Annotated in this window: 18 protein-coding genes; 13 read left to right on the forward strand and 5 right to left on the reverse strand. The window is 50.4% G+C overall.

What is annotated here, in order from left to right; translation table 11 throughout:
* Nucleotides 1–54 precede the first annotated feature (54 nt).
* The 8 genes from RNAN_RS16730 (at nt 55) to RNAN_RS19300 (ending at nt 4564) form a co-directional block, all read left to right on the forward strand.
* Entirely contained in the window at nt 55–426 is a 372-nt protein-coding gene (locus RNAN_RS16730; protein ID WP_040552420.1) for a hypothetical protein, read from the forward strand.
* 73 nt (nt 427–499) lie between these two features.
* Nucleotides 500–820, forward strand: a complete 321-nt coding sequence (locus RNAN_RS16735) for a HEAT repeat domain-containing protein (protein WP_040552422.1) — start codon at nt 500–502, stop codon at nt 818–820.
* 475 nt (nt 821–1295) lie between these two features.
* Nucleotides 1296–1598 carry a hypothetical protein gene (locus RNAN_RS19180; RefSeq protein WP_148275776.1) on the forward strand — a complete coding sequence of 101 codons (303 nt, stop codon included), beginning with the start codon at nt 1296–1298 and terminating at the stop codon, nt 1596–1598.
* 54 nt (nt 1599–1652) lie between these two features.
* Nucleotides 1653–2120 (forward strand): hypothetical protein, encoded by a 468-nt coding sequence (locus tag RNAN_RS16740; protein ID WP_040552424.1) that lies wholly within the window; start codon nt 1653–1655, stop codon nt 2118–2120.
* A 478-nt stretch (nt 2121–2598) separates the two neighbouring features.
* The gene (locus RNAN_RS16745; protein ID WP_040552426.1) at nt 2599–2964 is read left to right on the forward strand and encodes a hypothetical protein; all 366 of its coding nucleotides are present in this window, start codon (nt 2599–2601) and stop codon (nt 2962–2964) included.
* Between the two features lie 34 nt (nt 2965–2998).
* Nucleotides 2999–3502 carry a hypothetical protein gene (locus RNAN_RS16750; protein WP_040552428.1) on the forward strand — a complete coding sequence of 168 codons (504 nt, stop codon included), beginning with the start codon at nt 2999–3001 and terminating at the stop codon, nt 3500–3502.
* A gap of 129 nt (nt 3503–3631) precedes the next feature.
* Nucleotides 3632–4189 carry a dihydrofolate reductase family protein gene (locus tag RNAN_RS16755; protein ID WP_040552430.1) on the forward strand — a complete coding sequence of 186 codons (558 nt, stop codon included), beginning with the start codon at nt 3632–3634 and terminating at the stop codon, nt 4187–4189.
* Between the two features lie 111 nt (nt 4190–4300).
* Entirely contained in the window at nt 4301–4564 is a 264-nt protein-coding gene (locus tag RNAN_RS19300; RefSeq protein WP_162471049.1) for a hypothetical protein, read from the forward strand.
* Here the strand turns inward: RNAN_RS19300 and RNAN_RS19555 are convergent.
* Nucleotides 4514–4651 (reverse strand): type II toxin-antitoxin system RelB/DinJ family antitoxin, encoded by a 138-nt coding sequence (locus RNAN_RS19555; RefSeq protein ID WP_008223982.1) that lies wholly within the window; start codon nt 4649–4651, stop codon nt 4514–4516. The two genes, RNAN_RS19300 and RNAN_RS19555, sit on opposite strands and share 51 nt — an antisense overlap.
* A gap of 167 nt (nt 4652–4818) precedes the next feature.
* On the opposite strand from RNAN_RS19555, the gene RNAN_RS16765 reads away from it, so the two are divergent.
* The gene (locus tag RNAN_RS16765) at nt 4819–5307 is read left to right on the forward strand and encodes a phosphate-starvation-inducible PsiE family protein (protein WP_040552433.1); all 489 of its coding nucleotides are present in this window, start codon (nt 4819–4821) and stop codon (nt 5305–5307) included.
* Between the two features lie 103 nt (nt 5308–5410).
* On the opposite strand, the gene RNAN_RS16770 is transcribed toward RNAN_RS16765, so the two are convergent.
* Nucleotides 5411–6610: a cystathionine beta-lyase gene (locus tag RNAN_RS16770; RefSeq protein WP_008223986.1), complete on the reverse strand. Its 1200-nt coding sequence runs from the start codon at nt 6608–6610 to the stop codon at nt 5411–5413.
* 184 nt (nt 6611–6794) lie between these two features.
* Between RNAN_RS16770 and RNAN_RS16775 the strand changes: the two genes are divergently transcribed.
* Nucleotides 6795–9293, forward strand: coding sequence for a TonB-dependent receptor plug domain-containing protein (locus tag RNAN_RS16775; RefSeq protein ID WP_008223987.1), 2499 nt, complete (start codon nt 6795–6797; stop codon nt 9291–9293).
* 38 nt (nt 9294–9331) lie between these two features.
* Here RNAN_RS16775 and RNAN_RS16780 read toward each other — a convergent pair whose 3' ends face one another.
* Both RNAN_RS16780 and RNAN_RS16785 read right to left on the reverse strand, forming a co-directional pair.
* Entirely contained in the window at nt 9332–10024 is a 693-nt protein-coding gene (locus RNAN_RS16780) for an EAL domain-containing protein (protein ID WP_237739945.1), read from the reverse strand.
* A gap of 161 nt (nt 10025–10185) precedes the next feature.
* Nucleotides 10186–10827, reverse strand: coding sequence for a class II aldolase/adducin family protein (locus tag RNAN_RS16785; protein ID WP_008223989.1), 642 nt, complete (start codon nt 10825–10827; stop codon nt 10186–10188).
* Between the two features lie 144 nt (nt 10828–10971).
* On the opposite strand from RNAN_RS16785, the gene ubiD reads away from it, so the two are divergent.
* Genes ubiD through fre form a run of 3 tightly spaced genes read left to right on the forward strand, consistent with a single transcriptional unit; the run spans nt 10972 to nt 13470 of the window.
* Nucleotides 10972–12459 carry a 4-hydroxy-3-polyprenylbenzoate decarboxylase gene (gene ubiD / locus RNAN_RS16790; RefSeq protein ID WP_008223990.1) on the forward strand — a complete coding sequence of 496 codons (1488 nt, stop codon included), beginning with the start codon at nt 10972–10974 and terminating at the stop codon, nt 12457–12459.
* Entirely contained in the window at nt 12459–12737 is a 279-nt protein-coding gene (locus RNAN_RS16795) for a 2Fe-2S iron-sulfur cluster-binding protein (RefSeq protein ID WP_008223991.1), read from the forward strand. Before ubiD ends, RNAN_RS16795 begins: the two co-directional genes overlap by 1 nt.
* Nucleotides 12738–12762: 25 nt before the next feature.
* Nucleotides 12763–13470, forward strand: coding sequence for an NAD(P)H-flavin reductase (gene fre / locus RNAN_RS16800; protein WP_008223992.1), 708 nt, complete (start codon nt 12763–12765; stop codon nt 13468–13470).
* 53 nt (nt 13471–13523) lie between these two features.
* Here the strand turns inward: fre and RNAN_RS16805 are convergent, their stop codons facing one another.
* Complete coding sequence (locus RNAN_RS16805) at nt 13524–14843, reverse strand: TonB family protein (protein ID WP_008223993.1); 1320 nt, start codon at nt 14841–14843, stop codon at nt 13524–13526.
* Nucleotides 14844–14868 lie beyond the last annotated feature (25 nt).

The following is a 14868-nucleotide window of genomic DNA, read 5'->3' on the forward strand; positions in this document are numbered from 1 at the left end:
CTTCGGGCTGGACGCGCTAACGCGCGCCGCTGCTTTGGGCGTTAGGTGGTTACGGTGATCTTCAGTCGTTTTGAGCGAAACTCTATTGATGAGATGAAAAACATTCTTACCTCAGACGACACTTTAAGCATTAAAGATAAGGTGCAATTGGAAAAGATGATTGCTCGTTTGGATGCTAAAAGCTCCCCTTACTTAAGTGACTATGAGATCAATCAGTTTAAGCAAAGGGAAGTTGAGCTTAAGAAAACACGGGTATTTGTTTCACTCATATGGTCATTAACCATAATCGCAGTTTTGTATTTTGGTGTAATACCTGGTCGAGGTGGAGACATATATTGGACTGAAAAGCCTGGCTGGTTTTTGATATGTTTAGTCGTCTGGGTTTCTGTAGGATTGTATTTTTGTGTTGACCGTGACGACACCTAACAAGGCCCAGCATTTCGCAGCCTTTGGCTGCCGGACTCGCTACGCTCGCCGCTGTGGACGGCGTTAGGTGAGCATGAAATCATCAAATCTCAGTCGATGGATAAAAGCTATTATCAACACCGATGCTATGACATTTGAAGACGCGTACTGGGGCACCAGACCTTCCGCCAGCGAAGCGGTGCCAGAGATAATTAGATTGTTGGATAAGTATAAAGACCCATATACACGCGGCAAATTGATAGAGCTCCTTGGTGAGTGTGAGGATAAATCGGTAATTCCTTTTCTTGTAAATGAATTGCAGAATCCAGATGAAAGCATCAGAAGCTGGGCAAAGGGCTCAATCGAAGCTCTAGAAAGAGGCGAGAAATGGCAAAAGAATCCGAAATACTTATGAGCCATTCACCTAACAAGGCCATTAAAAATCGCGCGTTGCACACGCTGGACTCGCAACAAGTTGCTCGCCTTTTATGGCGGCGTTATGAGGTGAAAACAATTGCGTAACCACAACCTCTTGTTGTTCATCGCAGGGTTAGCTGCTCCGGCTTTGTTACTATTGCTTAAAGTTGATATGTCACCGTTCACATTATTTTTATGGCCAAACGGGGTTTTTCTTGTTGGTTCTCGGTGGTCAATTAATTGGTGCTGGTGACTACGTTTTTGTTGGGGTAATCATCTTACTAAATGGCGGTTTTTATCTCGTATTAGGTAATATTTTAAGGTTGGCTTATGCCAAGTTTTTTAAATCAACATTGGTGTAATGCAACACCTCATAACAAGACGCATCACTCGCGGCCTGCGGCCGCTGGGTCGTCAACCCGCTGCGCGGCTCGCCGCCCGTGTGCTTTGCGTTATAAGCTAGGGAGCAATGTTTGAGTTTTGATAGTTTGCCACTGCATGATGCGCTACTTGAAAAGATCGTTTTCGATTGGCCTAAAGCTGAAGTCAAAGTGTCGCTATCGGCTTTTGTAACCAAAGGGTTGATTGCTGTTCCTTATATATTAAGCTTTGAATCTGTAACTGCATTGGAGTGCCCACGGTGCAACGAATGGGGGCCTTCGAACTCTATCTTGGATGCAAAGTCGTCTGGCAACGAGTTCACTCTTCAAATGCAAAGCGGTGATGTAATAAAAGTAAAGGCTGCTAGTTATGTGTTTAAGTCTGGCAGCTTATAACAATCCGCGTCATTCGGGGCCTGCGGCCCCTGCGACGCTCATACGTTCGCGCGCATGCGCGGGGCGTTACAAGGCAAAATGAATCGAGCATTGTTGTACCACATTAGTGGATTTTTCATAGCTCCGCCTATAGGTGCTCTAACATGGGTATTGCTAAATGGCGGTGTTAGCGAAATATTTGGTGGAATAGCTGCTTGGGCGGTAGTTGTAAGTTGGGTTATTTCCGTAGTTATTGGCATACCAGCTTATTTGCTTCTTAAGGCGAACGGTTGCATTACTTTCCGTTCTTTAACTTTAGGTGGTGCAATAATCTCAGTCGCCCCGTGGCTACTATTAAGTTTTCCAGGCAGCACCACTCGCAGTGTTGTGGGGCAAACAATAATTATCGAAAATGGCAGTTACACTACAGCAGGTCTTCTCTATCAAGCAGAGTTCCTGCTGGGTTTCGGCTTTTGCGGCGCAGTTTCAGGTGTGGTGTTTTGGCTTATAGTCCGTCAGCTTGTAACAAGGCCATCAAATTGACGGCTTTTCCATCGCTTGTTTTGTGGTTAAACGCTACGCTACCACAAAACAATCAACTACAAAGCCGCAATTTATGGCGGCGTTATATGCTAATGGTGATGCATGAAGCGTAGATGTCCCAAATGCAAACAAGCAACGGTAAGCGTGTGGGGGCTAATGGGATTCGTTGGTTCCAAATGCAACTCGTGCAATATCAAAGTCAAAGCACATTGGCTGCTTGCTACTTTGTTATTCATGGTTGGATTTTTTTTATTATTGCTTCTAACAATTTGGTCCACTAGTGAATATGGCGCAATTGGCTTATTTGTTAGCTTGTGTATCTGGTTTTGTTTTGACTTAACTTATGCGGTCATTGTGCCTTTAGAGCAAGTTTAATGTCGCATATAACAAGGCGCATCACTCGCGCCCTTCGGTCGCTGGGATGCCTACCGCTGCGCGGTCGTCACCCGTGTGCTTTGCGTTATAAGTACAGGGAAGCATGGATAAATCATTCGAGTATTTAATACCTTTTTTGATCGCAATACTCTGCATAGAAGCATTGTATTTTTTCCAGCGTAAAAAAGGTCTTATCTTTGCCTCATTAGCTGTGTTGGTAGCTTCGCTATTGGGTGCAAGCTTATTCTTAGCTTTCGGAGAACAGTCAGGTATTCACTATTTCTTAGTCTGGTTTCTTGCTTTAGCTATTTACGGTATTGTTTTTTTATATATCAACTTAGTGCTAACTAAAGCTAATGACACTGTATTACCGCACATCGTATTTCTCAGCATAAGTCTATTTCTCTCACCTTTTTGGTGGTTTGTACCTTTGCTTGTTTCCTGTGGGACAGGTTACGATTGCATTTAAGTACTTATAACAAGGCGCTGTTGTCGCCACTATCGTGGCTGGGACGGCTTACGCTGCGCTCCAGCCGCCCCAAAGCTTTGCGTTAGCTGAAAAGGAAAGTCCGTTGAATATTTCGAGATTCATTTTTGTCTTCTTAACGTTTTTATCGTTCTCAGCATATGCAGATAAGCGGACTTATATAAACTTGGATGGCACGGCGGATGTTCTTAATTTATACGGGATCAATCTGCAGGCGATGGATCCAGAACACAGCCCTATCGGATTCAGATATACCGTAACGTACCCGACAAAAGTTAGAAATGGATACGAAATTGAGCTGGTGAGATTGCAGATAACAGAAGATAAATACGAGGTTTTCCAAACTGATTTATTTTCAGGCATTGCCGAGAATTCAACCAATAAACATACTTTCAATTTCAAAAATGGCATGGGTAAAGCACTTTCAATCAGCTTTTCATATTACTCTGCTATTGAGTCAAAAGTTATTCACATAAATGTTGAAGACATCAGTTCAGCACCAGTCGAGTTTGTGATGTGAACAATGAGTGCTTTAAGGTTCGCAATTGGCAGTTTACGGTTGGTTTTCAGCTAACAAGCAAAGGCAGCCGACGCTTACAGCGCGGCTGCTTTGAGCGTCAAGCGAATAAAATTAGCAGGTATATAAACAATGAAAACGCAATATTACACAGCCACAAGTCTTGATGGATTTCTCGCGACTGAGGATGATTCTCTTGATTGGCTTTTCCCTCTTGGGGAGCTTAACAATTCTAGTTATCCAGAATTCATATCTGAAGTAGGCGCGTTGGCTATGGGGTCAGCAACCTATGAATGGATGGTGCGCCATGCTGAGCAGGTAGCTAAAGAAACTGGCTCACCATGGCCTTATAGCCAACCAGCATGGATATTTTCAAGTCGTAAGCTGCCCATAATTGATGGAGCAGATATCCATTTTGCAAATGGAGATGTACATCAAATTCATAGAGAAATGAGGGGGGCGGCTAAAGACAAAAATATTTGGATTGTAGGCGGTGGCGACCTGGCTGGTCAGTTCTATGACGCAGGCCTACTGGATCAGATTATTGTTCAAATTGGCTCTGCCACTCTTGGTAAAGGCAAACCCCTTTTTCCTCGCTGTGTTTTAAGCCCAACACTCCAGCTCGTTTCCGTTCGCCAGTTGGGCGTAGGCATGGCTGAGCTGCGTTATGAGGTGCATAAAAGTGTGTAGGGTATATGCGCCTAACAATGCGTATCAGGTTCAGCCATTGCGTGGCCTGGACCTCACCGCTGCGCGGGTTTCGGCCTGTGCTGCGAGCGTTGTAAATTTTTGGAGAGTTAAGTGAAAGAGTTATCAGCCAAGCAATGGCTCTGGACGTTACTTATTGTAATGCCAATTACTTTTTACTTGATTGAGCTTTTCATGGGGGATGCTCAATCAACCATATTGTCTTTTGTAACTCATGCCTTTTCTTCTGCTTTGGGTGTTTTGCTAGGATATACCCTATTCACAAAAGGCTTTGCCAAAATCAGTCACTTTAAGACTTCTAATTTATTAGCTTTTGTTATTATTATGCTGCAAGAACAAAAGGTTAATAGCTTGTGATGGACTTAGCCCGACGTTATCGCAACTGTGAGTAAAAGCCACTTTTGTGTCATCACCTATGCGTTTGCTCAGCATGTCGCTTTTCATGGTAATTACTCCAGATTATGTTGCAATGTTATACATTGCAGCACATAGTTTGAGCAGCACATAACAAACCCACGTCATTCGGGCCTAGGGCCCCTACGATGCTCACACGTTCGCGCGCATGCGCGGGGCGTTAGAGCAACCCCCTCCCAACAAACGGAGCGACAAATATGGACAGCAAACACCGCACACGGTGGCGTTTCTTTTCTGAAACACGTAAGCATTGGCCGATTATGTCCATTTATGAGCGCTTCGAGCAGGTGGTTGCCATCATTCTGAGTCTTGTGATCGCGTCGGTCATTGCACTGGCGCTCCTGCAGCTCATCACCCGCGTTATTCTGTTGTTGCTCAGCGGCGCGCCAGATCCACTTGAACACGACGTCTTTCAGGCGCTCTTTGGCATGATTATGACGCTACTTATCGCCATGGAATTCAAGCATTCGATTATTCTCGTTGCCTTTCGGCGCTCTAGCATCATCCAGGTTAAAACCGTTGTGCTCATCGCGCTCATTGCTTTAAGCCGCAAGTTTGTCATCCTGGATTCGAGCGATACCGCCGCGAGCACCATTGCTGCGCTGGCTGGAGCAACCCTTGTGCTCGGTGTGGTCTACTGGCTGCTGCGCGAACGCGATGACCGTCTCGCCCGGGAAGAGCGTTAAGTTTTAGACCAATAAATACGCTTCTGACGGCGCGCGGTTTATGACGGCGTGATAAGCCCAGGGAAGTCAGCTGAATCAGCGCGACAGAATTTTGAGTGTCGTTTTAACGTTGGCTGTCGTCATAACTGGTTAGCTCAGCCTGATGAAACCGCACAAAAGCGGCGCTTAAATCGGCAAGTAAATCTTCGACATCTTCCAGGCCGATATGCAGGCGGATTAACGGCCCGCTGTAAGGCCAGGTAGTGGCTGTGCGCAGGTTTTGCACTTTCATCGTAGCGGTAATTAAACTCTCGTAGCCGCCCCAGGAAAAGCCCATTTTAAAATGCGCCATACCCTCGATAAAGGCTTCAACCTGCTGCTGGCTGCCTTGCTTTAATACAAAGGAAAACAAGCCATTACTGCCGGAAAAGTCGCGCTTAAAAATGGCATGGCCGGGGTGGCCTGGCAGTGCCGGGTGCAATACCGTTGCTACCTCGGGCCGCTGGCTTAACCAGTTGGCCACGCTAAGCGCACTTTGCTCGTGCTGCTTTAGCCGTACCGACAACGTGCGCAGGCCGCGCAGCGCGGTGTAGGCGTCGTCGGCCGAGGCGCAATAGCCCAGTAAATAGCTGTGTTCACGTAACTGTGGCCAGTGTTTTTCATTGGCGCTGGCGGTGCCCAGCATCACATCAGAGTGGCCGACAATATATTTGGTGGCCGACTGCACCGACACATCTACCCCCAGCGTAAACGGCTGACATAAAATCGGCGAGGCCCAGGTGTTATCTAAAATGGTAACGATATTATGCTGTTTAGCCACGGCGGTGATGGCCGGAATATCCTGCATTTCAAAGGTTAACGAACCTGGTGATTCGAGAAAAATGACTTTGGTATTGGGCTTTATCAGGCCGGCGATAGCGGCACCGATTTGCGGATCGTAATAGGTGGTTTCAATACCCAGCCCGGTCAACAGTTTGTCACACAGGGCGCGGGTGGGCTCGTAGGCACTGTCGACCATTAGCAGATGGTCACCACTTTGCAAAAACGCCAGTAAGGCACCGCTGATGGCGGCAGCCCCGCACGGATACAGCGCGCAGCCAGCCCCGCCTTCTACCTCGCAAATGGCTTGCTGCAAAGCAAAGTGGGTGTCGGTGCCTCGCCGGCCATAAAACGGCACCCGGTTACCCCGGTTCAGTGTGGCGTGCTTAAGCTCGGCAAAGCTGTCAAATACAATAGTCGAGGCCCGCACCAGCGGCGGGTTAACCACTTTGCCGGTGTACTGTTTCGCCCGGCCGGCATGGATCAGCTTAGTGTCTCGCTTCATTTTTTATCCTGTTGGCTGAACTAAAGCGACTAAGGTCGCATATAAGACATCTGGACGGCTATGCTATAACAAAACCGCTAACATGAGCTACAGTTTATAACATCATTCTGTCGTCAGCCGCCATTACCGGCTGAGAGTGGTTCACCATAACGATATCCAGGGTAACAATAAGATGGAGAACACTATGCGCAACTTTAAACCCGCTGCACTCACCTTGGCGCTGGCTACCGCGTTAGGCGCTCCTTATGCCTGGGCGCAGCAAGCGGCCGATACCGGGGCCAGCGAAGAGCAGAAAATTGAACAAATTGTGGTAACCGGTACCCGGGTGGCGGGCCGTTCGGTGTCAGATACGGCGGTGCCGATTGATATTGTCGGCGCCGACGCGTTAGAGCGCGCCGGTAATACCGAGCTAAACCAGGCACTGTCGGTGGCGCTGCCGTCATTTAACTTTCCACGGCCGGGCCTGGCCGATGGCACCGACACCATAAGACCGGCGACCTTGCGCGGCTTATCGCCCGATCAGTCACTGGTGCTGGTGAATTCAAAACGCCGCCACGCCGCCTCATTAGTGAATGTTAACGGCACTGTCGGCCGGGGCGCCTCGGCGGTAGATTTAAACACCATACCCACTGCCGCCATCAGCTCGGTTGAAGTGCTGCGTGATGGCGCCTCAGCGCAGTATGGCTCAGATGCGATAGCCGGTGTGCTAAACGTACGGCTGCGCGAAGCCAGCGAAGGGGGTAACTTTACCGCCTCTTATGGTTATCGCGATACCAACTACAGCACGCCAACCGACACGCCGCCGGCTGGGGCGACCTGGAGTGCGCCTAACCCCATTTCGCGCTCGGTCAGTGACGGTGAAACCGTAACTTTTTCCGGCTGGAAAGGCTTTGATCTGGCCGGCCAGGGCTATGTCACTGTATCGGCCGAGTATAAAGATGCCGAACGTACCGAACGCGGTGGCTGGGATTTTCGCCAGCAGTATCCGCTGGTAAACGGTGCTTTTGACCCACGCGAGCAAGAGATTAACCGTTTTAACGCCTGGTATGGCGAGCCGCAAATTGAGCAGCTGACGCTGTTCGTCAATACCGGTATTGATATAGGCCCGGGCAAGTTTTACAGCTGGCTCAGCTATCAGGACAGAGCGGCCAAATCCGGTGGTTTTTATCGCCGGGCGCTGGATGACCGCAATGTGATTGAAGTGCACCCGGACGGCTTCTTGCCCATTATTGCGCCAGACGTAACCGACACCAGCTCGGCCATTGGTTATGAGTGGGACAGTGGCGACTGGAGCTTTGATACCTCCTTGGTGTACGGTTTTAACCAGATGGAATTTACCATTGAAAACACCGTTAACCGCTCTATTGGCCCGAGCAGTAAAACCGAGTTTGATGCCGGTGGCTTTAATTACGACCAGCTGGTGGGTAACTTTTCGGCGGTCACCTCGTTTGACGTGGCGGCACTGGCATCACCGGTGAATATTGCCATGGGCGCCGAGTGGCGGCGGGAAAACTACAGCATTTTTGCCGGTGAGCCCGATTCTTACCGTAACGGCGGTGTACTGCTGCCCAATGGCAGCCCGACACAAAGCGGCGCGCAGGTATTTCCTGGCTTTCGCCCGGCCAATCAGGTTAACGAGCACCGCACCGCTGTGGGTGTGTTTGTCGACTTAGAAGCCAACCTGACTGATCAGATGTTGGGCTCGGTGGCCGTGCGGGCGGAAGATTACTCTGACTTTGGCAGTAACCTTACCGGCAAGTTAGCGCTGCGCTACGATATCAGCGACAGTTTTGCCCTGCGTGGCTCGGTGCAAAATGGCTTTAGGGCGCCATCGCTGCAGCAGCAGTTCTTCACCAGTACCTCCACCAACTTTATTAATGGCGTGCCCTTTGACATTACCACCTTCCCGGTCAACGATCCGGTCGCCGTGGCCTTAGGTGCCAAACCGCTGGATGCCGAAGAGTCAACCAACTTCTCGATTGGTACTGTACTGCGGTTGGGCGATGTGTCTATTACCATAGACGGTTACCGGATCGACATTGATGATCGCATAGTGCTGTCAGAAAACCTGACCGCCGCCAATGTGCGCGACTATCTGTCTGATCAAGGCTTTATTGGTATTGGTGGTGGCCGTTTCTTTATTAACGGTGTAGACACCGAAACCACCGGTGTCGATGTGGTGGTAAACTGGAACCTGCCCACAGTTGCCAGTGGCGACTTCGATTTGACGCTGGTGGCCAACGTTAACTCGACCGACGTTACGGCAGTACCGCAAACGGCAGAACTGGCCGCACTGGATCCGGCACCTGAGCTGTTTGGCCGCATTAATGTGCTGACCTTTGAAGAGGGTACGCCAAAAAACAAACTGGGCGCCATCGTCAACTGGACGATGGAAAACCTGGGCGTTACCCTGCGGGCTACCCGCTACGGTGAAGTGTTAACCCCGGGCACCTCAGCCGAGCGCGATTTTACCCTAAGTGCAAAAACGCTGGTGGATCTTGAAGGCCGCATCGACATTACCGACAACTGGCGGTTAGCGGTGGGCATGGACAACCTGTTTGATCAGTACCCCGATGCGTTTCCGGTGGTGTTAAACGGTACCGGTAATACGCCGTTTTCTAACTACTCACCGTTTGGCCGCTCTGGCCGGCTGGTATACGGTAAAGTCAGTTATAACTTTTAGTGAAGCGGTTAAGCAAAAGGCGCCAGTTGGCGCCTTTTTTACTGCAATACCGGCAGTTCAGCAGCTGCCGCCAGGTATTCTAATTGTGGCCTGGCAAAATAATACCCCTGAAAATAGCGAATGCCCACTGAGCTTAAATAAGCCAATTCGGCTTTGCTTTCGATGCCCTCTGCCAGCACCTTGGTGCCCTGTAACTCGCATTGGGCAAGGGTTTGCTCGACAATAAACTGCTTCGCCGGGTGCTGCTCAATATGACGAATAAGCTGCATATCCAGCTTTAAAATATCGGGCTTTAGCTCTGTTAACCAATCCAGCGTGGCATAGCCTGCGCCGTAATCGTCAATCGCCGTTTGAAAACCGCGCTTGGCATAACTTCTGAAAATGCGGTTTAAATGGTCTTTATCCGGAATTTGCTCGCCTTCGGTGACTTCAAAAATCAGCTTGGTCAGGTCAAAACCATATAAATCTGCCGCTTCGATGGTGGCTTTAATGCAGGTGTCCGGGTTGTATACCGCATTGGGTAAAAAGTTGATATTTAAAAAGGCATTGCAGCCCAGTTTGGCCGCAGTTTCTATCGCCTTTACCCGACAGGCCTGGTCGAAATAGTATTTGTTGTTATCGTTAATATGTGAAAACACCCAGCCAGCGCCCTCGCCTTCTGGCCCACGTACCAGCGCTTCGTAGGCAAAAATGCTTTTGCTCTGCCAGTCGATAATAGGCTGAAACGCCATGCGGATTTGAAAGCCTAAATCCTTACCAGTTAAACAATCACTGCAGGTCTGTTGCTTGATACTGTCGGGGAAATGCATAGACGAACGGGTTAGTTAAGCAAACACTGCATCGACTTTAGCGCCCCTGCGCCTAAGTTGCCAGTTTTTATCAGCTTATTGCGTTAATTTGGCCGGCCGCCGCGCTTAAGTGCACTGGCATAACAGCGTATTAACCGCCCGGCTGCCGCCGCTGCTGTGGCGCCAAAGGCCACTACGCCATCTTCATGGCCGGCCATAGTAAAAATACCCTGCTGCAATACGGCGGTTTGGGCAAATAACCTGGCCACTTCTTCGGTCATCGCCACTGTGCCATACGGCACCTGTGCCTGGGTTTGCGCCAGCCCAAGCGCAGCGGCCTGCTGCCAAATGGCCGGACAATGGGCATGAATAATAAAGTGAATATCTGCATTTAACTGATACAACTGACCATGTGTCATCGCCTCAGACGAGGGCTTGGTTTGCCCTAGCGCCACGATACGGTTTTGCGCTGGCTGACACTGCGTGACCAGCGCGTAATCCGCGGCCGTCATATTGGCAATGCCACCGGTTTGGCTCCCACTGATGATAAACTGATTGCCACTGCCATAACGCTGGCTGATATTGCCAAAACCATAGTTGTCATAACGCGTGGGCGTTTGGCCCAGCATGCCCAGCTGCAGCATGATAGTGCGCCAGCTATTTAGCTCTGCCACATCCTCTGCGGTTAGCGCCGTCTGCTGCTGATATTGCAACTGAAATTTTATGACCCCTTCTTGCTCTGCCATCGTATAAACCGCTGTTTTGTTTTACACCGGCTTAGTATAAAACGCGCCGCCCGCCAGCCCCAGCCGCTTAGCAGGCTAAAACTGGTAAGGCCGACACAGAGCTGTATAATAGCCGGCATTGACCTAAATGGCCTGATGGCGAGCATGAAATATAAAGACTTACGCGATTTTATTGCCCAGCTGGAGCAGCGTGGCGAACTGGTGCGGGTAAAGGCCGAGGTAAGCCCGGTACTGGAAATGACCGAAATTGCCGACCGCACCTTACGCGCCGGCGGCCCGGCCCTGCTGTTTGAAAACGTCACCGGCCACAGCATGCCGGTACTGGCAAACCTGTTTGGCACCCCGCAGCGGGTAGCGCTGGGCATGGGTCAGGAAGATGTTAGCGCACTGCGCGAAGTGGGCAAGTTACTGGCGTTTTTAAAAGAGCCAGAGCCACCCAAAGGCTTAAAAGACGCCTTTAGCAAGCTGCCTATTTTTAAGCAGGTGCTGAATATGTCGCCCAGGCAGGTGAAAAAAGCCGCCTGTCAGGAACTGGTATTAACTGGCGAGCAGGTGGATTTAACCCGGCTGCCGATAATGACCTGCTGGCCCGGCGATGCAGCGCCGCTGATCACCTGGGGTTTAACGGTGACCAAGGGCCCGCATAAAGCGCGGCAGAATTTAGGCATTTACCGCCAGCAGCTGCTGGGTAAAAACAAACTGATCATGCGCTGGTTATCGCACCGCGGCGGTGCGCTGGATTTTTTTGAGTTTCAAAAAGCCAACCCCGGGCAAAACTACCCGGTATCGGTGGCGCTGGGCGCAGACCCGGCCACCATTTTAGGTGCAGTAACCCCGGTACCGGATACCTTATCGGAATACGGCTTTGCCGGCCTGCTGCGTGGTGATAACACTGAAGTGGTCAAATGCATTAGTAATGATTTACAGGTACCGGCCAGCGCTGAAATTGTACTGGAAGGCTATATCGCCCCAGGCGAAATGGCGCCCGAAGGCCCGTACGGCGACCATACCGGTTATTACAATGAAGTGGATAACTTCCCGGTATTTACCGTGACGCACCTTACCATGCGTAAGGAGCCGATTTACCACAGCACCTACACCGGCCGGCCACCGGATGAACCTGCTATTTTGGGCGTGGCATTAAATGAAGTGTTTGTGCCGATTTTGCAAAAGCAATTTCCGGAAATTACCGACTTTTATCTGCCGCCGGAAGGCTGCTCTTACCGCTTAGCGGTAGTGACCATGAAAAAGCAATACCCTGGGCATGCCAAGCGGGTGATGATGGGCGTGTGGTCTTTCCTGCGCCAGTTTATGTACACCAAGTTTGTCATTGTCTGCGACGATGATATTAATGCCCGTGACTGGCAGGACGTGATTTGGGCCATTACCACCCGGATGGATCCGGCGCGCGACACCACGCTGATAGAAAATACGCCAATCGATTATCTCGATTTTGCTTCACCGGTATCCGGCTTAGGCTCAAAAATGGGCCTGGATGCTACCAACAAATGGCCGGGCGAAACCACACGCGAATGGGGCGAGCCGATTGTAATGGACGAGGCGATAAAACAGCGCATCGACAGCATCTGGCACAGCCTGGGTATTCCTCTGCCGGCCAGGGAGCACAGCTAATGACACATCTGGTGACCATAGCACCGGCCCAGCTTAGTTTTGCCGTGCATGAGGGTGAAACAGTGCTGGAGGCAGCGCTGCGCAATGGTATCGATTTTCCCAACCGCTGCCGGCAGGGCGTCTGCACCAGCTGTGTTTGTAAACTAACCAGTGGCGAGGTACGTTACGCCGAACCGCAACCGCTGACTGAACTGGACAAACAACAGCAGTTTACCTACTGTTGTTTAGCCTATCCCTGTACCGATTTGGTTTTGCACCACCCTTTTATCCGTGGCTAAGCGACAGGCCCACGCTGAGAGCATTATGACAACAACTTTGTGTACCGTAGATTTAATTGAAGCCTTAACGCCCACCGTCAACCGGGTGCTGTTAACCCCTAATACACCGGTCAGCTTTAGCAGCGGCCAGTATTTACAGCTGTGTTTAACCGACAGCGACAAAAGGCCATTTTCCATTGCCAGCATTCCGGGCGCTAAACAGCTGGAGCTGCATATTGGCGGCAGCGTGAATGATCAATATGCCAGCCAGGCGTTGGCGCATTTGCTGCAACAATATCAGCTACAGCAGCCAGTACTGGCCGAAATTGGCTTAGGCCAGGCACAGTTTCGCGCCGACAGCGAGCGGCCGGTAATTTTAGTTGCCGGCGGCACCGGTTTTTCCTACGTGTACAGCATTGCACAAAGCATCGCCGCCGCTAAGCTGGACCAGCCGGTATTTGTTTATTGGGGCGTGCGCGAGCAAAGTGCACTCTATCACGCCAGCGTAATGCAGCAGTGGGCCGCCCAACACAGCAAATACCGCTTTATTCCGGTAGTGCAGCAGCCGGATACCAACTGGCAGGGCAGAACCGGTATGGTACACCAAGCCGTGTTAGAGGATTTTATCTCGCTGGAGGCCTACGATATTTATGTCGCCGGGCCTTTTGCCATGGCCGGTGTAGTGCGCGACGCCTTTATTGAGCAAGGCGCCCACCGCGAGCATATGTACGCCGATGCTTTTGCCTATATCTGATAGCAAAAACGCCCGTAACGGGCGTTTTGTTTACGACTGCAACAGCGCTGCCATTACATAAACTGCTGTTTCATTTCTTTGGCTGGTTGGTAGTTTTTCGCTATCGCCTGCTCCAGCAACTGCATGCCTTGCTCACGCTGGCCTTCTAGGATTAAGCGGGTACCAGCCCAGGCCATTACCTCGCCGTCTTGCTGCGCCAGCAGATAATTCTCCCACTGGGTGTTATGTGCTGCCATCACCCGCTGCGCTTCCAGGTTGCCATTTTTGGCTGCCTGCTCCCACCAAAACATCGCCGACATAGAGGCGGGAGCGGTAACGGACGGCACAACAGCAACGCGTCTGGAGCGCTGATCCGCATGCCGGTACAAGCGGTACACATCGGACTCGACTTTGCCTTCAAGCTTATGTCCAATCAGGCTGCTAAGGGTGCTCTTGCTATCAAACTCTGTTCTGAGCTGCTCGGTAATAACACCCTGCTGATCTACCCTAACTACGGCATAACCCCAAAACCCGTCCAAATCTGCCTTTAAATGGGCACGGTTTTTATAAATACTAAAATCGGGCTGAGCTGACAATGGCAAGTCAGGATCGAACCAGAAACCATTATGGCTTTGTATTTCCAGCAACGACAGTAAGGTACCTAAGACAAACTGATACTGCGGCGCACCAGCCGACGCAAATTGCCACAGCTGGTGTTTTTGCTCCAGCTTTTCTATCTCAGACACTTTGGTAATACCATCGCCTAACGAGTAATCCAGCCGCACCTTTAACATGTGCTTGGCACCGGTTGCTTCATATTGCCAACGTTTAACCGCACGCATGGCAGACTTGTTAAACACCTTTTCCGGATAAGCGTCTAGGGTGTCGATTGCAGTGACCTGGCCGGCTTCATCGACCAAAAATCTTAAGGTGACGTAACCAAACAATCCTTTACGCGCCGCTTCCATCGGGTAGTCCGGTGCTACCCGCTTGACCGGCTCAGGCAACACCTTTTCAGGTGATTTTTCCAGTGATATCGGCTGTATTGTCACAGCCCTTTGCAGTCGGGCAAGCTGTGATTCCGCCTGACTGAGTTGTTCCGCATTTAACTCGGCTTGAATCTGTGTCAGCAGCTGCTCGGCTTGTGGATGCTTTAGCGCCGCTGCCAACTTAAAATAAGCCAGTGCAGAGGTCAGATCTTTATCTTGCCCTTCGCCCTGATAAGCCATTACCCCCAGGTTAAAAGCGGCCAGCTCATTGCCCAGTGGTAATAGTTCAGCAAACTGCTGCTGCGCCTCGGCATAATTTTTCTGCTCATAGGCCTTTAACGCATCCAGCATATCGGCCTGCACTGTGCTACAACACAGTAACGCCAACCCCAGCCACTTTTTCATTTTATACCCCTGCTTTAATTTATAA

The organism is Rheinheimera nanhaiensis E407-8 (assembly GCF_000296695.1).
Classification (GTDB): Bacteria; Pseudomonadota; Gammaproteobacteria; order Enterobacterales; family Alteromonadaceae; genus Alishewanella; species Alishewanella nanhaiensis.